Source organism: Ralstonia sp. VS2407, from assembly GCF_052950655.1.
In genome coordinates, this window is the sequence record NZ_JBRFVG010000002.1 from 236,727 (window position 1) to 257,391 (window position 20,665).

Here is a 20,665-nt window from a genome sequence, read left to right on the forward strand (position 1 = left end):
GTTCAGGCGTACTCGATTCCAAGCAAGCCCTGAAAATCCTTGGCCGGCATGGGGCGGGCCAGCAAATAGCCCTGCACCTGATCGCATTGCAGACTCACCAGCGCCTGCATTTGCGCTTGGGTTTCCACGCCTTCCGCCACCACCGTCATGTCCAGCGAGTGCGCCATCGCGCAGATGGCGCGAATGATGGCGGCCGCCTCGGGCGGGTTGTCGTCGAGTGCAGAGACAAACGCGCGATCGATTTTGATCTGCTGGGCGCGAAAGCGCTGCAGATAACTGAGGCTGGAATAACCGGTGCCGAAATCATCGATGGCCACCTCGAAACCGAGCGACTGGATCTGACGAATGGCGGCAATGCTCTGGCCGGCATCGCGCATGGCCGCCGTCTCGGTAATCTCGAACATCAACCGATGCGCGGCAACCTGATAGCGATGCAGGATCTGCGACAGACGCTGCACGAGATCGGGTTGCTGGAATTGCCGTGGCGAGAGGTTGACGGCAATGCGCTGCGGCGGCATGCCGAGGGCATCCCAATGCATGATCTGGCGGCAGACTTCTTCGACCACCCAATCGCCAAGTTCGACGATGGTGCCGGTGCGCTCGGCCAGCGGGATGAACTCCGCCGGAGACACGGGGCCGAGCTCCGGATGATTCCAGCGCAGCAGTGCCTCGGCGCCGGTCATTGCCTGGGTGCGTGCATCGTACTTCGGCTGGTAGTGCACCGAGAGCTGCCCGTTGAGCGCTGCATGCGAGAGCGCACGTTGAATCTGTAGCACGCGGTGCGCGGTGGTGTTCAGGCGCGGCTCGAAGAAGCGGTAGGCGTTGCCGGTGGACTGCTTGCAATCGAACATGGCCGTGTCGGCATGTTCAAGCAGCGTGTCTGCCGTCGCGCCGTTGTGCGGATGCACGACTACGCCAATGCTGGCGGTCGCGCGAAGACGCCGGCCGTCCACCTCCACCGATTCACGCAGGCGAAACAGCAGTTTGTCGCCGATGGTGGCTGCAGATTCGGGTAGCGCCAGGCCTTCAACGAGGATGCCGAATTCGTCGCCGCCAAGGCGTGCCACGGTGTCTTCGCCGCGAATGGTCTGGCGCAGGCGCTCTGCAATGATCTGCAGCACGCGGTCGCCCGCGTTGCGGCCGTATTGATCGTTGATCTGTCCGAAGTTGTCGAGATCCAGATAGAAGAGGGCAAACGGACGCCCGCGCCGTGTGGACGACAGAATTGCCGCCTCCAGTGCTTCGCGTAGATGCAATCGGTTCGGCAGGCCGGTCAGCGTGTCGTGGAGTTGAGGCCGGGGCGTTTGGTTTGCCACGCGTGCCAATGATGCTTCCAGGTGCGCCTGCGCCGAGTCGACACGCGTTTCAAGCATCATCAGCACGGCATGCACGCCCAACGCGATCAACACACCGCCGGCGCTGAGCATGATGACGGGCACGATATGCATCGTCGACTCATCTGCCGGCCATGCGGTGGCACCCGGCCACAACACAAGTGACAGCACGGCCGTTGTGGCCAGCACGGCCGCAGCGCGTGCACGCAAACCCACGGCGGCGCGGCGCTGGGCGGGTGGTATATGAAACGCCATACACATTGCCAGACACACGCCTGCGCCAAGCACCAGTGTGCCGCCGCCCCAGCCCAGCAGGGCGCGGCGCAGCGGTAAGGCCTCGGCATGCGCCCAGGGGCGAGTGAGATACAGCTCCATCGTCAACAACCCGATGCCAAGCGCCACGGCGCCCATGGCAACGCTGCGTCGTTGCGGAGCCTGTGCGCCATTGGAGGACGACGTGTCCGGCAACACGATGGAGAAAGCCGCCAGCGATGCAGCCAGCGCAGTCATGAGCGTTGCCGCAATCGGCGCGAATATGGGTGTGCCGACCTGCCGATGCAGGCCAAGCTGGCCGAGCCAAAGCCCCGACCACAACCCAATGCCAAGAATGGTGGCGCAGGCAATGCGCCAGTTGCGGCGTTTTGCGACCGTCGAGCCCCCCGGCAGACGTGTCGCAGCGTCCAGTGCGGCAAACGTGGTCAGCCCCGTGCTGACCCACGCAAACAGCAGCAGCGCAATATGGAAATCGTTATGCATGCGAGCGCATCCGGCGCGGCCCCCCGATCTACGACCAGCGCCTAGTCTGTGTTTTGCGGCGAGGATAGCGCAAAAACCTGTCGTTTCAGGCCGCGAAAAGGTGCGTTTGTTGCGCGCTATTCACAGAATGCGTCGGGATCATTCGCGGCTACCGCTTCGCATCAAGCAGGCGTGCGGCGCCGCGCCTGTCTTGAAAGATCGGCAGAAACCACCGAAACGTGAGCCGGGTATACGCGGATGGCTCGACGCCCGTGATTGGGCGTCGGCAATCAGGCGAAGCAGGAAGGGGAATCGAGCGCGAGCTTACGCGTTCAGGCGGCCGCGCCTGCGCGCGGTCGGGGTAGCGGCACCTGCACGTTCCAGATCGACGCTGGGCAGCAGATGCAGCAGGCGCACGAGTTCTGACTGGCGATGCGTGCCGGTCTTGCGCAGGATGTCGCGGATATGCACGCGCACCGTGTGCAGCGAGAGGAATTCGCGCTCGGCAATTTCCTGCAGGGTTTCGCCCGCGGCCAGCCGCGCCGCGACGATGCATTCCTTGTTGGTCAGACCGAAGAGCGAGGCGAGCACGCCGGCGTCCATGACCGAGCGCGCCTCGGAGTTGCCGACCAGCACCAGCGCCAGCGGCGAAGCCCAAGTCGAGCGCATCGCATCGGAGGGCGCAAGGGGCGTAGCAATGAAAGGCACCGGGCGGCCATCGCGCGCCAGGTACATCCACGAGCCGGCTGCGCCTTGTACGCCGAGCGAGCCGGCGGCCTGTTCGATGAGGTTGCGCAGTGCAGCGTCGTGCGTGTGATCTGCCGAGTGCAGCAAGCCGCCATCGAGCGACAGACGGTCGTCGCCCGTCGTCATCGTGCGCGCCCAGGCATTGGCGTATTTCACGCGCATGGTGCGCTCGATGACCATCACGCCGAAGTCCAGCGTATCCAGGCCGGCCATCCCGAGTGCGGCGAGTTCGTTCAGCTCCAGATTGCGCTGCTGCATGCGTGCAGCCCGCTGCAGGTGCGGCAGCACGCGTTGAAGGCGTGTCTCGCGCTCGAGGGCGCTGACTTCCGACAGATCGTCGTCGCGCGTGCGCAGACGCATCGTGACGCACATGTCGGGCGTATCGATCAGGGTCATCGAAGCCGACGGCGTCTCTTCAGGTTGCCCGGCGTTGATCAGTTGCGCGTCCTGGCAGAAGGCGTTGCAGTGACCCGGCTGCGGACAGTGTTGGCACCAGCCCGACGAAACGCCGTGACGCGGCGTATCGGTGTGCTTATCCCAAACGAAATAGTGTGCGCTTTCGGCGCCGGCGTAGACGGAGAGCAGGGCCAGGGCGATCGGCATCTGCGCAGGCTCGAGTACCGCCTCGTAGATGGTATCGACGAGTCGATGGAATTCTGCGTCATCCGATAGACGTTGCAGCATGATGGCCCCCGGTGCGTATTGCGACAGCTCAGAGTGCATTCCCTTGCTGTCGGCGTGTTGCGGCGTGATGCCGCCGTCGCTGTAATGATTATTGTTGTTCTGCGCGACTTCTGTGGTAATCGGCAACTCTTTGGAAAAACTTAACATTCCGCTTTCGATGCTCCCAAATTCCGGCGGCGATGTATCCCCCCCTTGAGAGGGGAGTATGGTCGACTTTCAGCGCTGAAAATATAAAAAATATAAAAATTTCGTTCACGTGTTCACGATAGCAGCGCGTGTCAGTTGAACTGGTAGGTGTAGGCCGCGTTGAACCGCAGGCTGCGGGAGCTGGAATTGATCGGTTTGTCGCCGACCGGTCGCGCGATCGCGAGGTCCAGCGTGTAGTACTTCCGATCGGAGAAGCGCACACCCAGCGCGATCGATCCGAGCTGATCATGCACGAGCGTGCTTGCGTTTGAATAGACCTTTGCGGTGTCGTACAGCACGTAGGGCTGCACGGTTTTCAGGTAATCCATCGATACCTGGAAGGCACGGTTGAGTTCGACCGACGCACCCCAGCCGCGATCGCCCGCCACTTCACCGGCCGGATAGGCGAGGCCAAAGAAGCGGCCGCCAAAGCTGATCTGTTCCGATGACGGCAGCACCGCGCCGCTGTACTGCGCCGCACCCGACACCACCACGCCAAAACCCAGGGGCAGGTCGTGGGCTTCGCTGGCGGTGATGCGCGTGCGCAGGAAGCTCAGGTCGACGTTGTTGTTAACCGATTTGCCTGCGCCCAGGCTGTTGATACCTTGGTACAGGCCGAGCGACGCGCGGCGCGTTTCACCGGGTTTCACTTCCGTATACAGCGCTTCGGCGCCGGCCACGCGCACCTTGGCATCCAGTTCAGTTTGAGCAAAACCGGGGTTTTGTGGCGTATAGCGCTGTTTGTCGTCGTTGCCGTAGAAAGTGCCCGTCACCGTCAGACTGCGCGAGTTCGACAGCAACACCGGATAGCTCAATGACAACCCGAGCCGCTGCGTGTCGGTCAGGTAGCGCGATTGATAGCCCAGTTGCTCCAGCGGCAGATTTTCGGGCATGCCGCGATAGTGCGACCACGTGAGCTTCGCAAGCAGCCCATCGGTGCCGATCGGCTGCGCCCAGGTTGCGGAGTAGAACGTCTCGTGATCGGACCCGCGCGGTTGCAGCGTCGAGACGGTGATCTGCTCACCCAGCGGCGTCACGCTATTGAGCGTGCCCGTGATGATTGCCCGCACACCCGGCGAGCGGTATTCGACGCCCGTGCCGATGGTGTACGGCTGGCGCTTCACGTTCAACACGAGCTCGCTCGCGCCATCGGTGGTGGTGGGCGGCTGCACGGTCGCGGTGATCTGCACGCCGGGTTGCAGCGCGAGCACACCCGTCACGCGCTCGAAGGTTTCGCGGCGCAGGGGTTTCTCATTCATCAGGCGCTGCGAGATTTCGCGCAGGCGGCCTTCCAGCGGCCCGGGTGTGCCCTCGATGCGCATGCGGGCCACATAGCCTTCAACCACCGTGACGCGCACGACGCCGCCTTCAAACGTCTGTGCCGGCACAAACGCAAACGAGAGTGGGAAACCGCGGTCGGCATACAGCTTGGTGACATCGTTCGCGGCCTGCAGCAGTTGCGCGACGGTGATGTCGTGCCCGGCCAAGGGTGCGAAATGCGCGGCCACCTCGGGGAAGGGTAGCGTCTTGACGCCTTCGATCTGGAACTTGGTCGGTGTGAGATGCGTGGCAAGCAGATTTTCCAGCGCCGGGTTCGGCCGCTGCACTTCTACCTGGATCTTCTGCTGGGGCGGGCGGGACGTATCGACTTTGGGAAGCGTGTCGATCGGGTTGCCTTGGTTGGGGCTGCTTTGTGCCCAGCTCAGTGCCGGGCCGGTCAGTGCTACGCCTGTGGCCAGGGCCAACCGCATGGTGGTGGTCCGCACGCCTGTCTCCTCCGTGGTTTTCGTTTGTGGTATCGCGAAGCCGTGCAGCCGCGCGTTGCATCAAACGATAACCGCGAGACATGGTGCTTTACAACAAGACACATAGAGGGAGCGTTCACGCGACGCAACGGCCCAGGTAAATACTGGGATGCGTCGGTGCGTGGCAGCCAGCCCAATGACGATGCCGCATTGCGCGGCATCGGTGCGTTTGAAACGTGACAGCGGCGGACTGGCGTGATAGCCGGTCCGCCGAAGCGCAGAGCCTGGATCAGCGGGGCGTGCCGCCCAGTGCGGTGCCCACCGTGCCCAGCAGACCGCCCACCGCGCCAGTGACCGGCGCCAGCGGTGTGGCCCCGCCGGCCGACGCCAAGCCCGTGCCTACCGTGGTGACCACGTTGCCAACCGGAGCCGTGAGCGTGCTGACGGGGCCGAGCGGGTTGCTGGCACCGCCGGCTGCGCCACCCAGGCCGCCCAGTGCGCTAGTGATGGGCGCCAGCGGGTTGGCGCCACCCGCGCCGCCGAGACCACCAAGTGCGCCGGTGATCGGAGCGAGCGGGCTGCTGCCGCCCGTCGCGCCACCCAGGCCGCCTACCAAACCCGTGATCGGAGCCAACGGATTGGCACCGCCAGCGCCGCCAAGACCGCCGAGTGCGCCGGTGATCGGAGCGAGCGGGTTGCTGCCGCCCGTCGCGCCACCCAGGCCGCCCAGCAAGCCTGTGATGGGAGCCAGCGGATTGGAGCCGCCCGCGCCGCCAAGACCGCCGAGTGCGCCGGTAATCGGAGCCAGCGGGTTGCCGCCCGATGCTGTCGGCGAATACACCACGCCGCCCAGTGCGGCAACCGTGTTGCCCGTGGCCGTCACCACGCCACCCAGGCCGCTCACCACCGGAACGTTCGCTGCGGTGAGGGTCGTGCCGCCATTGGCCACCGCGCCGCCGATCGTGCCCAGCAGCGTGTTTGCCGGCGACCCGAGGCCCGTGGCCGCGCCCAGTGTCTGCGTACCGCTGGTGATCTGCGAGGTCAGCGGCACGATGGCCGTGCTCAGCTGCTGCGTGAGTTGCTCGACGGGGCCACTCGACAGCGCTGTGCCCAGCGTGCCGCCCCCGTTTGCAACTGCTTGACCGACTTGCGTGACCACGCCTGCCAGGGGTGTTGTCACCGGAGCCAGCGGCGCCAACGGGCCAGTGCCAAGGTTGTTGACCAACGTGCCGGCGCTCGTGACCGTGTTGCCTGCGCCGGTCACCACATTCCCGAGGCTGGAAACCGTGGTGCCCACCGGATTGGCGTTGCGGCCGATGCTGCCCAACCCGTCCTGTACGCCCGTGCCCAGCGCCGAAACCGTCGCGCCGGCGTTTTCAACCACACCGCCCAGGCCGGTCTGCACGCCGCTCAGTTGCGAGGGCAGCGGTGCGGTGGCGATGGTCTTGCCGAGGCCGCTCACAGTCGAGCCGGCCGCCGTCACGATGCCGCCCGTATTGTTGAGGACGGCGCCAGTCGGCGTCAGCGGAGCGGGCGCCGGCGTCGGGCTGGGGGACGGCGAAGGAGAGGGCGAAGGAGAGGGCGACGGCGACGGCGAAGGCGAAGGCGTCGGCGTTGAACCGCTGCCGTTGTTATTGGAGCCGCCGCCGTTCGAGCCTCCCAGCGAGCTGCCCATGTCCCCGGAGCCGGAGCTGGCGCAACCACCCAAAACCAACAGGCTTGCCATGGTGGCGGCCAGGCACTTGATGTTCTTATTCATGATGGATCTCCCGTTTTAAAAGTCCGCTTTAGTCAGCTGGAAAATGTCTCACTGTCGATGTGAGGTGGCCGGACTCTGCAAACGGTGTGCCATGTCGCCATTATTACGCATTGCGTAATGGGCTCTCGGAATTTGCTGTGCTTGGCTCAATAAAAATGGAGAGATTGTGAAAACTAATCCGAATATGGGATTTACATACCCCACCAAAGTGGGGGTTAAACGTTTGCTCATGGGGTTATGTCCGAGGTGAATGTGTTCCCGTGTCACGTTACGTCGTAACGCTCGGAACACGGATTTGGGAGGGAAACGGTCTGTGTTCAGGGCCGGGTAATACCTGGCGCGCTGCCTACAAAACCAATAACCACGCCGTCCTTTGAAAACTGAATCCGCCTTCTACTGCGCCTGGCATGCCATTTGCAGAATGTGGCCCGCAGTCCGCAATACCGAGCTCAGACATCAAGACACATCATTCCAAGAAGGGGACGGACCATGACTCACATTCGACACTCCATGCGCGTTGCGCCCTTGGCCTGCGCTGTTGCCGCTCTCATGCTGGCGGCTTGCTCTTCGGGAGGCTCCGGCTCCGGCAGTTCGCCGAATCCGAGCCCGAGCGACACGACGGGCGTGACCCCCGTCGGCAAGGTCGCAAACGGCACCGGCAACACCGTTGTGGCGACCGGCCAGGCAGTCAGCAGCCTGGGCTCAACGCTCCAAAACGCAAACATTCCAGGCTTGTCGGACCAAGCCAAGGCAGGCCTCGGCGGCACCGTGGACAACACGGGCAAAGCGGTCAGCGATCTCGGTCTCGGCATCCAGACCGGGCTCGGCAAGATGGGTCAGAACCCCAACCCGATTGGCACGACGGTGGCCAGCACCGGCAATGTCGTGACGGACCTCGGCCAGGCAACCGTAAGCGCCGGCTCCCTCGTGCAGGGCCTCGGCCAAGGCTCTGGCGCACCGCTCGCACCGATCACCCAGCCGGTGGGCGGCGGCGTTCAGCAGATCGGCCAAGCGCTGATCGGCGGCGGCACGTTGCTGGGTAGCGCACTGTCTTCCGGCGCGGTTCAGCAGGTGACGCAGCAACTGAGCACGGCCATCGTGCCGGTGACTACGCAGGTCAGCGGCGCCACCCAGATGATTGGCGATTCGACGGGCCTGGGCGGGGCCTTGAACAACCTGTTGGGGACCGTTGGCGGCGGCGTGGCGGGTGCCGGCAACACCATCACCGGAACCGGCGTGCCGGTGGTCTCGAATTTGGGCCCGGTGGTGACTTCACTCGGCACCACGGTTGCGGCGGTGGGCGGCGTCGCAACGACCGGCGGTTCGGCGGGCAGCAATCCGCTGGGAGGCCTGCTCGGCGGCGTGGGCGGCGGCACCGGCGGCACGAACCCGCTGGCTCCGTTGACCGGCTTGCTGGGTGGCGCTGCTGGAGGCTCCAACCCTCTGGCCCCCGTCACGGGCCTGCTGGGCGGCGCGGCCGGCGGCAGCAACCCGCTGGCTCCTGTCACCAACCTGCTGAGCGGCGCGACCAGCGCGGCCGGCGGCGCATCGGGCAGCAGCAATCCGCTGGCCCCTGTCACCAATTTGCTGGGCGGCGTTGGCAGCCTGGCGCACTGAGCAGTACCTGTCTGTGCTCTTGAAGGTGCGCGGGCGTGTTCCCGTCGCTCGCGCATCCTTTTTTTGCCTGGACAGAAATGGGGAGCGTTCAGACTGGCCCCGAGAATTAATGGGAAACCCATCCGGATAATCGATCTAGTCTTAGGATCATTAGGGGATTTCCATTAGTTTTCAGAGGGTTGGCGCATCTTTAACGGCATTAAATAGAGGTTTCACTCTAATTTCAGGCAAGTACCTCAATTGAGTTATTTTGTTTGCGATGCCGCACGCCTATAAATTCGTTACGGGGTGTTACGTGACATACGTGACACGCCGCAAAAAATGAATGCCCATGGGGGGCGTGCGGTTGATCATCGGGCGTGTGCGGGACACTCCGTTCGGTGATGTTTGAATTCCGTTCCATTAGTGGAACGGCGCGGGCGGCGAGATTTTTTTGCTGGTCGTGTCATCGCTGTAAATCCCCATGCGTTTAATTCGCTATTACCAAATATGAACTGGCTAAGGTTGGAGCGCCGAAAGCTGGTCGGGATCAACACATCCGCGGGCGAGTGCAAACAGGAGAGAGATCATGAAGAACGCCATTCTGAAGTTCATCCGTGACGAACAAGGTGCCACTGCCGTCGAGTACGGCATGATCGCTGGCCTCATCGCAGCAGCGATCGTGACGATCGTGTCCACGCTCGGCACCAAGCTTGAGAGCGTGTTTGCGTCTATCTGCCAAGCCGTCAACAAGAACGTGGCTTGCTAGCAACCTGGTACGGCCACGTCGATACGCCCGGCTGGGCAGGGGTCGTAGTCCTTTCCGTTCTTGCAATCACGCTGGATTTCCGCGCTCGGCGGGTGCCGAACTGGCTCGTCGTCGCGGGGGTAATGCTGTCCGTCGCTCTGATTGAGTTCGGTGGGGTACAGCACCTTGCCTATGACTGGCAGGACTTCTGGCTCGGCGGGGCGATCGCATTTGCCTGCTTCCTGCCGCTGTATGCGGTTGGCTGGATGGGCGCCGGCGACGTGAAGTTCTTCACTGTCGTCGGCCTGCTTGCTGGCTGGCATGGCCTTGTGGCCGTATGGCTTGTCTCGAGCATGATTTCCGGCCTGCACGCGCTCGCCATCATGGTGTTACGCCAGTTCGATGCGTCGTCGCCACCTGCGTGGATCGTGATGCGCGTGTGCCCAGCGATCGTGCGTTGGGACACCGCTCAGGCAGGGCGCCGCGGCATCCCGTACGCCGCCTATATGGCAATCGGGTTGCTGAGCCTGCCATGGGTGCCCCAGGCGATGCGCATGCCATGGCTGCCGGGCATGTAGTTCAGACAGTTGAAGCGTTGAACAAGAGCCGCCAAGCGGCCAGCCTATAAGAAAGGAGTCGGCCATGCCGACATTGCAACGGGAACGGGAGGGTGCTGGCATGCACCCGCAAGTCCGCACGCATGCTGGCCGCTGCCCCCGGCGGCAAGGCAGTCTCGGCGCGGCTTCAGTCGAATTTGCCGTCGTCGTGCCGGTGCTGCTGGTGCTCATGCTCGGCATCGTCTACTACGGCATGATCCTCGCCATGCAGCAGGCGCTGACCCTGGCGGCGGAAGAGGGCGCACGCGCCGCGCTCCGCTATCAGCCTTCCAACACGCAACGCGTGGCAGCCGCCTATGCGGCCGTGACGTCGGTACTCCCCACGTTCCTTACCGGACGGGTGCAGACCAATCAGAACAGCACCCCGCTCGTGGATTGCCAGAACGTGGCAGGCATGCAATGCCTGAGCGTGGTCCTGACATTGCCCGTGACCTCCGGCAATAACCCTTTGCTGCCGTCGATACCCCTGTTGCCCGCACCGGACACATTGACGGGTTCAGCCGTCGTGCAACTGGTGCCTGGCTCCTGACACTTTTCAGTTCGCTGCCCCTCTTGATCGATCGCTCGGACACGCCGCCCAGATGACCAGCAAACACCTCCAGATCTTCGCCGCCGCGCTGTTGCTGCTGGCTGCCATTCTTGGCGCCGTGGCATGGAAGACGGCGCATCGCCCGCCGGCGCCCGTCGCCGCGCAGAAAGACGGCAAGACCGTCTATCCGGTGGTCGTGACCACGAAACCGCTTGAGGCGGGCAAGCCCATCACCGCGGACCAGTTGGCCGTCGAGCAACTGCCCATCAATCCGGCCGAGGCGTTTTCGGACGTGACGAAGGTGGTTGGGCGTGAACCCATTCTGCCGGTCGGCGTCGGCGTGCCGTTGATTGCCTCGCAACTGTCGTCGGGCCTTGCGCAGCAGGTGGAGGCCGGGCAGCGGGCGGTCGCCATCAACGTGGACGAGGTGATCGGTGTGGGCAACCGCGTGATGCCGGGCGATTACGTCGATGTGTTCCTGGTGATGCGCAAGGATGGCCAGGAGGTCGTAGACAGCCAGGCGCGCCTGCTGTTGCCGCACCTGCGCGTGCTGGCGTTTGGCCCGCTGGCCGTCAATGAAGGGGCGCAGAAGCAGCCCGAGAACACCGGGGTCACGCGCAAGGTCGATCAAGCCAAGACGGCCGTGCTGGCAGTGCCGGTGGAAGCGGTCAGCCAGTTGGCGATGGCACATCAGAGCGGCCGCCTGCTGCTGGCGCTGCGCAACCCCGGAGACGACGCCGAGCCGACCGTGAAGCCGCAGGACGCAGCCCTGTTGGCTGCCGCGAACCGCAATCCGATGGACGTGGCACAGGCCGGGGTATCGCTTGCCAGCCTGACAGGGGCGGCGCGGCGCTCGCCGGTGCTCCAGGTGCCACCACTGCCCGTGGTGGCGTCAACGCGCGCAACCGCACGAACCAATACGGTCGCCACCGGCGGCGTAGAAATCATCCGCGCAGGAAAACGTGAGGAGCAACATGACTGATGCCGCCATGGTTCGCGGTTGGATGGGCGTACTCGCGTTGGGCTGCGCCGCCTTCGTGCCGAGCGCATTTGCCGAGACGGCACCGACCGGCCAGACGCTTCATCTCCTGACAGGCAGTCAGCGCGAAATTCGCCTGGGCAAACCGCTCGAGCGCATTGCCATCGGCAACCCTGAGATTGCCGATGCGTTGCTGCTCAAGGGGCGCGGCACGGCCACGAGCGTTTTGATCATCGCCAAGAAGCCGGGCGCGGCCAACGTGATGGTCTGGACGCAGGGCGGCGTTGCGACGACTTACAACGTCCAAGTGGACGCCGCGGCGCCTCTGCCTGGCGATCCGGCCGTGGTTGCGCAGGGCGATAGCGCCGTCGTGTCAGGCCAGCCTAAAGACGTCTACGCGCTTGCCCGTGCGCGCCGCTCGGCCGCCGTAGCCAGCGGCGGGGAAAAACCTAAAGGCGGCAACGTCATCGACACCACCTCGATGAACGTGCCGGGCACGGTGCAGGTCGACGTGCGTGTGGTGGAGTTCAGCAAGACGGTGCTGAAGGAAGCGGGCTTCTCCTTTAGCCGCACGCGTGGCGGTTTCAGCTTCAGCACGTTCTCCCCCTCATCGCTGACCAAGTACACATTCGGCTCTTCGGGGTTGTCGACCGAGTCGACCATGCCGATCGGTTCGGCATTCAACCTGCTGATCGGATCAGTCAGCAAGGGGCTCTTTGGCAACCTGAGTTTGATGGAATCGAACGGCATGGCGCGCGTGCTGGCCGAGCCGAGCCTGGTTGCTTTGTCAGGCCAGAGCGCCAACTTTCTGGCCGGCGGCGAGATTCCAATTCCCGTGCCGCAAGCGCTGGGTACCACCACCATCGAGTACAAGCCGTTCGGCATCGGGCTGACGGTCTCACCGACGATCCTGTCGGAAAACCGCATCGCCCTGAAAGTGGCGCCTGAAGCGAGCGACCTGGATTTCAGCCGAGGCGTCACGCTCAATGGCGCAACGGTGCCGGCCATCGTCACGCGCCGTGCCGATACGACCGTTGAACTCGGCGATGGCGAGAGCTTTGTCATCGGCGGGCTCGTCAGCCGATCGACGCTGTCCAACGTCGACAAGGTGCCGTTCCTGGGCGACGTGCCGATCATCGGGACGTTCTTCAAGCGCCTGAACTACAACCAGGAAGAACGGGAGTTGGTGATCATCGTCACGCCCCATCTGGTCAAGCCGATGGCACGCAATGCGCCGATCGACAAGATGCTGCCGGGACAGAGCGGCGGGCAGGATCGCGATACCGCAGGCGACGCTGTGTGGCGGCCGTTTGCCCTGGGGGTGGCGGATCCGGCCACCATGCCCGGGTTCTCGAAGTAAGGGGCCGGCATGGATTACTTCCTTCTGCACGGCGGCGCGCGTGGCGGTATGCAAGGCGACGCCCAGGCGGCAGCGGTGCACCGCTGGCTGGCGGGGGCGATTCGCGAGCTGGGCGTGCTGGTGGCCGAGACGACCGGCCACGACGCGTTCATCGAACAGATTGGCGCAGTGAACCCCGAGGTCGTGTTCGTGCGCTTTGCCTCGTCGCCCACGCTCATTGATGTGCCAGATCACGACCAGAAGCTTGGCGAGGGCGCCGACGCCATCAACGAGGCGACGCAATTGGTCGCGCAACTCACGCGCTTGTTTCCGGGCTTGCCGCTGGTGGCTGTGGGCTCCGCTGCCGATGGCCGCGCGATGCTGGCTGCCTTGCGCGCAGGGGTCAAGGATTTCGTCGATGTGGACGGCGCACCGGCCGAGGCTGTGCGCGTGGTGCGCCGCCTGCTGGCGGAGCGCGCATCGGCTGAGCCGACCCGCCGCGGCCGCGTGCTGGCCGTGTTGGGCGCACGCCCCGGCGTGGGCGCCACAACGTTGGCCACCAATCTGGCCACGCTCGTGCGCCGCACGTCGGCCAGTGATGTGATGCTGCTCGACCTGGGGCAGCCGCTGCGTGATGGCGCGCTGTACCTGAACGTGCAGGCCAATTTCCATTTCGTCGAGGCCGTGCGCAACCTGCGTCGCTTCGACCAGGTGTTTGTACAGACCGCGCTGTCGCGTCATCCGAACGGGCTTGCCGTTCTGCCGCTGCCGATCTCGCTGGCGGAAATGCGCGACATCTCGTTCTCTGAAGCGCTCGGCCTGCTCAATCGGCTGCGTACGTTCTTCGACCTGCAGGTCGTTGACCTGGGCGGGTTCGGCAACATCGACTTCATCGCACAGATCATCAAGGCCGCCGACGACGTGATGCTGGTAACCGAGCAGAGCGTAGGCGCCATCGTGTCGGCCGCCGAGCTGATGCAGGAACTCAAGAAGCGCGAGATTGACCGCGACCACCTGCACCTGACCATTTCGAAGTTCGACTCGCGCCTGTCGTTGGATGCAGCGCAGATTGCCGAGCGGCTGGAGATCCCCTCGGTGCTGACCGTGCCGAACCGCCGCGAAGCGCTGGTGATCGCCTCCAACCAGGGCGCGATGCTGGCCGAGACCCACCCTACTGATGCCTATGTGCGCGCGCTTGCCCAGATTGCCCAGACGCTCGGCTATGCGCAGCAGAGTGAGCGCGCCTCAGGTGTGTCGAGCTGGGTGTCGGGTGTGAGTGCGCGGCTGGGCGGGCGCTTTGGCGGGCGCTCCAAACGCAAGTCGGCAGACGCCGCTGAACTGGATATCGGTACCACCGAACGGAACGCGACATGACCCAACCCATCGAGTTCTCCAACCAGGCGGACGCCGGCCACGGCGTGTTCGCCGTTTCGCAGGCCTTCCAGGACATCAAGGAAGCCGCGCACGAACACCTGCTGACGCGCATCGAAGAACTCGGCGCCGAGTTCGGCCGTTGGTCGCGCACGGCCATCCAGCGTTTTGTCGATCTGGAAGTGGAAGGCTTCACGCGCATGCGCCGCATCCCCGTCAACGAGACGGAGGTGCGGCAGATTGCCGAGGCGCTCACCAAGGAGTTGGCCGGCTTCGGCCCCATCGAAGACCTGCTGGCCGATCCGGCGGTGGAAGACATTCTCGTCAACGGTCATCTGGACGTGTACGTGTCGCGTCACGGCATTCTCGAGCGCATTCCGGTGCGCTTTGCCGACAACAACCACCTGCTGCGCATCGTGCGCCGCATCCTCGCGCCGATCGGGCGGCGGTTGGATGAATCGAACCCGATGGTCGATGCGCGCTTGCCCGACGGCGGCCGCATCAACGTGGTCATTCCGCCGCTGGCCCTCGAAGGGCCGGTGGTGTCGATCCGCAAGTTCCGGAAGGACCCGCTCAAGCCAGAAGACCTGCTTGGCCTGGGCACCATGAGTGCAGAGATCGGTGCGTTGATCGAATCTGCTGTGCGTGCCCGATGCAACATCCTGGTGAGCGGGGGTACGAGCTCGGGCAAGACGTCGCTGCTCAACGCCATGGCGTATCACATTCCGACGACCGAGCGCGTGATCACCATTGAAGACACGGCAGAGCTGTCGCTCAACCATCCGCACGTGGTGCGCCTGGAAAGCCGGCCGGGCGGCTTCGAGGGCACGGGCGTCGTCACGATTCGGGAGCTGCTGCGCAACAGCTTGCGCATGCGGCCCGACCGCATCATCGTGGGCGAAGTGCGTGGCGGCGAAGTGCTGGAAATGCTCCAAGCCATGAGCACCGGTCACGATGGGTCGATGGGCACCATTCACGCCAGCAGCCCGCGCGAATGCCTCTACCGGCTGGAAATGCTGGCGGGCTTTGCCGGATTCCAAGGCAGTGAGGTGAGCTTGCGCCGGCAGATCACCAACGCCATTGATTTCATCGTGCAGATCGGGCGGTTGTCCAACGGCAAACGCCGCATCCTGTCGATCACGGAAGTGACGGGGCTCGGGGACAACATCATCTCCACGCAGGAGCTGTACCGCTACGAGCCCTACGTGGGCCCGGATGGCGAAGAGGTCGACCGCTGGACGGCGCTTGGCCTGCAGCCGCATTCGCCCAAGCTGGCCCGCATGCGCAACAGCGAGGGCGGCGGGATGGATGGTGGGATGACCGGATTCGGCGGCGGAGGCCGTTTTCATGTCTAGCATGACGCTCTGGTTTGGTTGCCTGGCGCTGCTGCTGATGGGCGCATCGCTCATGCTGTGGGCGGAGGCCGTGCGCCGTCGCGAGCGTGAGGCGTCGCGCAGCTTCGTGCGCGCACAGACCGAGCAGATCAATGCGCGTTATCAACCGAATGTGGAGCCTGTGCCGGCAAGCGTGCCCGACTCGCTCAATCGCGCCTGGCACGATGCACTGCGCCGCGCCGACATCGAGCCGAGCCGGCGTTTTTATGCGCTGCTGATTGGCCCGGCGCTGATGATTTCGCTCGCGGTCTGGGCGATGTCGAGCACGCTTTCTGCCCTGACGGCGTTAGCACTGTATGTCTTGATCGTTGCGTTCCTGCTTTGGAACCGCACCCGGAAGATGAACGAGCGCCTGCTGGCGCAGTTGCCGGGCTTTCTCGATGGCGTGGTGCGGCTGATGAGCATCGGCAGCGCGGTGCCCGCGGCGTTTCAGGCGGCGAGTGCCAATACCGAGCAGCCGTTGCGCAACTGCCTGATCGCCATCACGCAGATGCAGCGCGCGGGCAAGGACCTCGATGCAGCGGTGCTGACCGTCGGCCAGCAGTACCGCGTGAACGAACTGGTCCTGCTGTCGTCGGTGCTGCGCCTCGCGTTGCGCTACGGCGGGCGGGCTGACATTGTGATGGAGCGCACGGCTGCATTCATGCGTGACCGGCAGCAAGCCCAGCGCGAACTGTTTGCACTGTCGGCGGAAACGCGTTTGTCCGCATGGATCATCGGCCTGCTGCCGATCGTGGTGGGCGGTGTCATCGTCATGTTCAACGCGGCATACATCATGTCGATGTGGCGTGACCCGTTCGGCAAGACGTTGATTCTTACGGCATTCGGCATGGAAGTGCTGGGTGCGGTCATGCTGGCCAGGCTGGCGAAATCGGTCTGAGGAGAACGCATGGACGATGCCCTGATCACCCTCAGCCTGACCGCGGCGGCCGCAGGCGTGCTGGTATTCGGTGGGCTCGCGCTGCGTGCAACGCTCACGCGACACCGCAGCGCACGCAAGCTCGATACGGCGCTGTCCGACATGCGCGCGTCGGCGGCCAACCCGGTGGCACCCGCTGCGTCGCCGGTTGTGCAGCCCGCCGCCAAGCCACGCCCGCACGGCCCGCGTGAAGCGCAGCAGATCCAGCAACAGATTGCCAAGGTGGGACAGCGCTGGATCGACACCGGCCTGGGCCGCCGCATCGTGACGGAGGAAGACCGCAAGTTGCTTGAGGAGTGCGGCTACTACGGCGAACACGCCCGCACCGTCTTTGGTGGGACCCGTATCCTGCTGCCGCCGCTGCTTGCTGTGTTCGGTGCGTTGCATGCGTCATCGCTCCTGTTCGTGTTCGTGTTCAGTTTTGTCGGCATCGCGTTGGGCTACCTTGCGCCGAAGTGGCTGCTTGGGCGCCGCAAGGAAAGCCGCCGGCGCCGTATGGACGATGAGCTGCCCGTCATGGTCGACATGCTGCGGCTGCTGCAGGGCGTCGGCTTGTCAATTGACCAGAGCCTGCAGGTGATCGCCAACGAGTTCCACAGCATGCTGCCCGTGCTGGCGGGTGAATTTGGCCGCGCCAACCAGCAGTTCGCCTCGGGCCGCCCCCGCGAGCAAACGCTGCTGCGCATTGCGCGACTGTTCGACAACGAAGACTTGAAGGGCCTCATCACGCTGCTTACGCAGGTGGATCGCTTCGGCGGCGCGGTGCAGGAGCCGCTGCGGCAGTTCGGCGGCCGTCTGCAGGAGAACCGCCGCGCGCGGCTGAAGGAGCGCGTGGGCAAGCTGACCGTGCAGATGACGATGATCATGGTCCTGACGCTATTGCCCGCGTTGCTGATCGTCACGGCGGGGCCCGGCTTCATGGGCGTCATGCGCAGCCTGCAACACACCGGGGGACATTGAGATGACACGCTTCCCAAACACCGTGCGCGCCAGCTGGGCCGGCGTGGCCATGTTGACCATCCTCCTGGCTGGCTGCGGCTCGATGGCCACGTCCGACATGAGCCTGCGCGCCGATGCCGACATTGAAATGGCTCGTCAGCGTCAGAGCCAGGAGAAGTCCGAGATCACCAGTCCGGCGACGTATCTTTCGCTGATTCGCAAGATGCAGGAGCAGGGCCTGTATTACGCATCGCTCGCGCATATCGATGCCTACCAGCAACGCTATGGCCGCGCGCCCGAAATCATGCTGCTGCGCGCGGATGCGCTGCGCGAAACCGATCAACTTGCCGCTGCCGATGCCGAGTACCGCGCGGTAGTGGGCGCCACGTCTGCCATGGGTGCAGGCACGCAAGGCGGATTGCTCAATGCCGCCGCCTGGCGCGGGCTGGGCATCGTTGCGGGGCGCCAGGGCAACTTTGCCGAGGCGGCCCGCCGGCTGCAGGTCGCGGCTCAGGCGAATCCGACCGATGCCAGCACGGCCAGCGATCTTGGCTACGCGCTCATGCGTGCCGGCGAGGTCGAGCAAGCCCGCGTGCCATTGATGCAAGCGCAGCAGATGGCCGCCGCCAGCCCAAAGATCGCCGGCAATCTGGTGATCTGGCTGACCGTGAACGATCGCAAGGACGATGCTGCATCCCTCGCGTCGCATGCACAACTGACGGCATCTGCGCGCAAGGCAGTCGATGACGACGTTGCCCGCGTGCGCGCTGCCTGGCGAGATCGCCGTATCGCTCGGGAAACCACGACGATGGCGCCGCGCGTTGTGGCAACCGGGCCTTCTGCCGCAGCGTCTGCGGGCGTTTCGATCGCCGCTGCGGCGACCGCCACCCACACATCGGCCCGCCCGCTGGCATTGCAGCGCGGTCGCCTGCTTGACACCTTGGAGGCTTCGCAATGACTTTCCGCATCTTGATGGCCGCTGGCGTGGCGGCATGGCTGACGTGCGGCGTTGCCGGCGCCCAGGGATTCTCGGGCGGCGACCCGCAGAGCGCTGCGACGGCGCCGAAGGTCGGCACCCAAGTGGGCGATGCGACGCGAGCACTGCTCAAGGCGCAGGCCGAGGGCACCTACGCGGGCGAGTTCGTACCGTTGCGAGGCGAGCAGGCAGCGCTGGCCTATCAGCGCTACCTCAATTCGTTCAACCAGGCCATGCCCGGCTTGGCACAGCAGAGCTCCGGAACGCGGGCCTCCACTGTCAACCTTGTTCAGCAGTCTGGGCGCTGATCCCTGCGAAACGTACCTCACGCTGTGACACGAGCCGCCGCCCCCCGTCTTCGCCGAGCCGTCTTGCTCCGCCGCCTGCGTGGCGCGGTCAGCGTGATGACGGCCACCTTCATTGCCACGGTCGGACTGGCGGTGTTGGTGTCGATCGACATCGGCAACCTGTTCTATCAGCAGCGCGCGCTGCAACGCTCGGCCGATCTGGCAGCGATGGCCGCCGTGCAGCGGCTTGACCTGCCGACCGCCGCACAACAGGCGGTGGTGCAGAACGGACTGACAGTGGATGGCACCAATGTCACGCTGGCAGTCGTGCCAGGCGTCTGGGATGCCAGCGCGGGCACGGCGCCCACGTACTTCACCGCGCAGGCGGCTGTTGACGGCAACACCAACGCAGCGCAGGTGACGATCACCCAGAACGTGCCGTATTTCTTCATGGTGGGCCGGCGGCAACTGACGGCGACGGCGATTGCGAAGAACACATCCATCGTGGCGTTCTCCCTCGGGTCTGGGCTTGCCTCAGTCGATAACGGACTTCTGAACCAGCTGCTCGGATACCTGCTCCACACGAACTTGAATATCGATGCCGTTTCGTATCAGGGGCTGGCCACGACCAACATCCGCCTGGCCGATCTCGCGGTCGCGCTGGGTGCGGGGTCGATGCAGGAACTGCTGTCGCTCTCGCCTAGCCTGGGGACTTTTTTCAATGCTGTGATCTCGGTGGCGTCGCAGTCCGGCCTGGCTGGGGTGTCGGTGGGCGGGGCAGGCGCCAGCAATGCGCTGTCGTTTGGCAGCGATCTGAATGTGCCGATCAATATTGGCGATGGCGGAGCCTCGTCGCCGGGCTTGCTGCAGGTGCTGGCGCTGGCGGGCAATGAACAGGCTGCCCTCAATGCCACCGTCAATGTGCTCGACCTCCTGACAACGGCTGCGCAGATTGCGAATAGCCAGTCGGCTGTGAATGTGGCGCCTGTTGCGTTGAACCTGGTGGGGTTGGGGACGGTCACCCTCTCCTTGAAGATCATTGAGCCACCGGCGATTGCGGTTGGGCCTCCGGGACAATTCTTGTCAGGGCCGAACGCGGGGCAGTGGCGCACACAGGCGCGGACGGCTCAAGTGCGGTTGGGGCTCGATATCAATGTCAACGCAGCTGGCCTGCTCGCTGTGGACTTGCCTATCGCGCTTCAAGTCGCCGGCGCAACAGGCCGTGCAAAGTCCACAAGTTGCACTGTTCCACGGTCGAACTGCACTGCCACCATCTCGGTACAACCGCAACCAGTGTCCGCGTGCATTGCCAGCGGAGCAGCGACGGCCGTGAATTCGGCCTTGAACTGTGGCCCAATGGCCCCCGCTCCAGTGATCTCCATGCCAGTGCTGGGCTTCCTTGGAAACCAGGTCGTTAACGTCAAAGCAAATATTTCGCCGACGGCCAATACAGGTTGGACCGATGTAACCATTGCTGCCAACCAAATCGGCTTAAATCCGCAGCAGGATACAAGCGGCAATTCACCGCCGCGTGTGACGACGGGTAGCGTATTTGGCTCGATCCTGAACAGCAATCTCAGCCAGCTTCAGATTACGGTCCTAGGGCTTGATCTGAGTCCTATCCTGGCTCCCATCCTGGCGCTAACGCTCGTCCCAGTGGGGCAGATTCTCGACGCCATCCTCACCCCCCTACTCGAAGTCCTCGGCATCCAACTCGGCTACGCCGACATCAAACTCCTCTCGCTCGACTGCGACGCCGTCGAGTTGGTTTACTGACATGG

Annotated in this window: 17 protein-coding genes; 13 read left to right on the forward strand and 4 right to left on the reverse strand. The window is 64.3% G+C overall.

Going from position 1 to position 20,665, the window contains the following annotated elements; genetic code table 11:
• Nucleotides 1-2: 2 nt before the first annotated feature.
• From ACU8YE_RS04240 to ACU8YE_RS04255, 4 genes are all read right to left on the reverse strand, one after another.
• Nucleotides 3-2,090, reverse strand: a complete 2,088-nt coding sequence (locus tag ACU8YE_RS04240) for a putative bifunctional diguanylate cyclase/phosphodiesterase (protein ID WP_322018811.1) — start codon at nt 2,088-2,090, stop codon at nt 3-5.
• A 303-nt stretch (nt 2,091-2,393) separates the two neighbouring features.
• On the reverse strand, nt 2,394-3,647 hold the full coding sequence (locus ACU8YE_RS04245) for a helix-turn-helix transcriptional regulator (RefSeq protein ID WP_322018813.1): 1,254 nt from the start codon (nt 3,645-3,647) through the stop codon (nt 2,394-2,396).
• A 131-nt stretch (nt 3,648-3,778) separates the two neighbouring features.
• Nucleotides 3,779-5,452, reverse strand: a complete 1,674-nt coding sequence (locus ACU8YE_RS04250) for a ShlB/FhaC/HecB family hemolysin secretion/activation protein (protein WP_232039709.1) — start codon at nt 5,450-5,452, stop codon at nt 3,779-3,781.
• A gap of 268 nt (nt 5,453-5,720) precedes the next feature.
• Nucleotides 5,721-7,190, reverse strand: a complete 1,470-nt coding sequence (locus ACU8YE_RS04255) for a collagen-like triple helix repeat-containing protein (RefSeq protein WP_322018814.1) — start codon at nt 7,188-7,190, stop codon at nt 5,721-5,723.
• A gap of 489 nt (nt 7,191-7,679) precedes the next feature.
• On the opposite strand from ACU8YE_RS04255, the gene ACU8YE_RS04260 reads away from it, so the two are divergent.
• From ACU8YE_RS04260 to ACU8YE_RS04320, 13 genes are all read left to right on the forward strand, one after another.
• Nucleotides 7,680-8,807: a collagen-like triple helix repeat-containing protein gene (locus ACU8YE_RS04260; protein ID WP_322018815.1), complete on the forward strand. Its 1,128-nt coding sequence runs from the start codon at nt 7,680-7,682 to the stop codon at nt 8,805-8,807.
• Between the two features lie 568 nt (nt 8,808-9,375).
• The gene (locus ACU8YE_RS04265; RefSeq protein ID WP_024978683.1) at nt 9,376-9,555 is read left to right on the forward strand and encodes a Flp family type IVb pilin; all 180 of its coding nucleotides are present in this window, start codon (nt 9,376-9,378) and stop codon (nt 9,553-9,555) included.
• Between the two features lie 92 nt (nt 9,556-9,647).
• Complete coding sequence (locus ACU8YE_RS04270) at nt 9,648-10,112, forward strand: A24 family peptidase (RefSeq protein ID WP_316870855.1); 465 nt, start codon at nt 9,648-9,650, stop codon at nt 10,110-10,112.
• Between the two features lie 64 nt (nt 10,113-10,176).
• Nucleotides 10,177-10,680, forward strand: a complete 504-nt coding sequence (locus ACU8YE_RS04275) for a TadE/TadG family type IV pilus assembly protein (protein WP_425343170.1) — start codon at nt 10,177-10,179, stop codon at nt 10,678-10,680.
• A 52-nt stretch (nt 10,681-10,732) separates the two neighbouring features.
• Nucleotides 10,733-11,662 (forward strand): Flp pilus assembly protein CpaB, encoded by a 930-nt coding sequence (gene cpaB, locus ACU8YE_RS04280; RefSeq protein WP_433867944.1) that lies wholly within the window; start codon nt 10,733-10,735, stop codon nt 11,660-11,662.
• On the forward strand, nt 11,655-13,019 hold the full coding sequence (locus ACU8YE_RS04285) for a type II and III secretion system protein family protein (protein ID WP_446928161.1): 1,365 nt from the start codon (nt 11,655-11,657) through the stop codon (nt 13,017-13,019). Before cpaB ends, ACU8YE_RS04285 begins: the two co-directional genes overlap by 8 nt.
• A gap of 9 nt (nt 13,020-13,028) precedes the next feature.
• Complete coding sequence (locus ACU8YE_RS04290) at nt 13,029-14,372, forward strand: AAA family ATPase (protein ID WP_260801598.1); 1,344 nt, start codon at nt 13,029-13,031, stop codon at nt 14,370-14,372.
• Complete coding sequence (locus ACU8YE_RS04295) at nt 14,369-15,724, forward strand: CpaF family protein (RefSeq protein ID WP_232039703.1); 1,356 nt, start codon at nt 14,369-14,371, stop codon at nt 15,722-15,724. Before ACU8YE_RS04290 ends, ACU8YE_RS04295 begins: the two co-directional genes overlap by 4 nt.
• On the forward strand, nt 15,717-16,643 hold the full coding sequence (locus tag ACU8YE_RS04300; protein WP_316870860.1) for a type II secretion system F family protein: 927 nt from the start codon (nt 15,717-15,719) through the stop codon (nt 16,641-16,643). The genes ACU8YE_RS04295 and ACU8YE_RS04300 overlap by 8 nt, the downstream gene beginning before the upstream one ends.
• A 9-nt stretch (nt 16,644-16,652) precedes the next feature.
• Nucleotides 16,653-17,642 (forward strand): type II secretion system F family protein, encoded by a 990-nt coding sequence (locus ACU8YE_RS04305; protein WP_260801600.1) that lies wholly within the window; start codon nt 16,653-16,655, stop codon nt 17,640-17,642.
• A 1-nt stretch (nt 17,643) separates the two neighbouring features.
• Entirely contained in the window at nt 17,644-18,579 is a 936-nt protein-coding gene (locus ACU8YE_RS04310) for a hypothetical protein (protein ID WP_446928162.1), read from the forward strand.
• Nucleotides 18,576-18,905, forward strand: a complete 330-nt coding sequence (locus tag ACU8YE_RS04315; protein ID WP_232039699.1) for a DUF3613 domain-containing protein — start codon at nt 18,576-18,578, stop codon at nt 18,903-18,905. The genes ACU8YE_RS04310 and ACU8YE_RS04315 overlap by 4 nt, the downstream gene beginning before the upstream one ends.
• A gap of 24 nt (nt 18,906-18,929) precedes the next feature.
• Complete coding sequence (locus ACU8YE_RS04320; protein WP_446928163.1) at nt 18,930-20,660, forward strand: TadG family pilus assembly protein; 1,731 nt, start codon at nt 18,930-18,932, stop codon at nt 20,658-20,660.
• Nucleotides 20,661-20,665 lie beyond the last annotated feature (5 nt).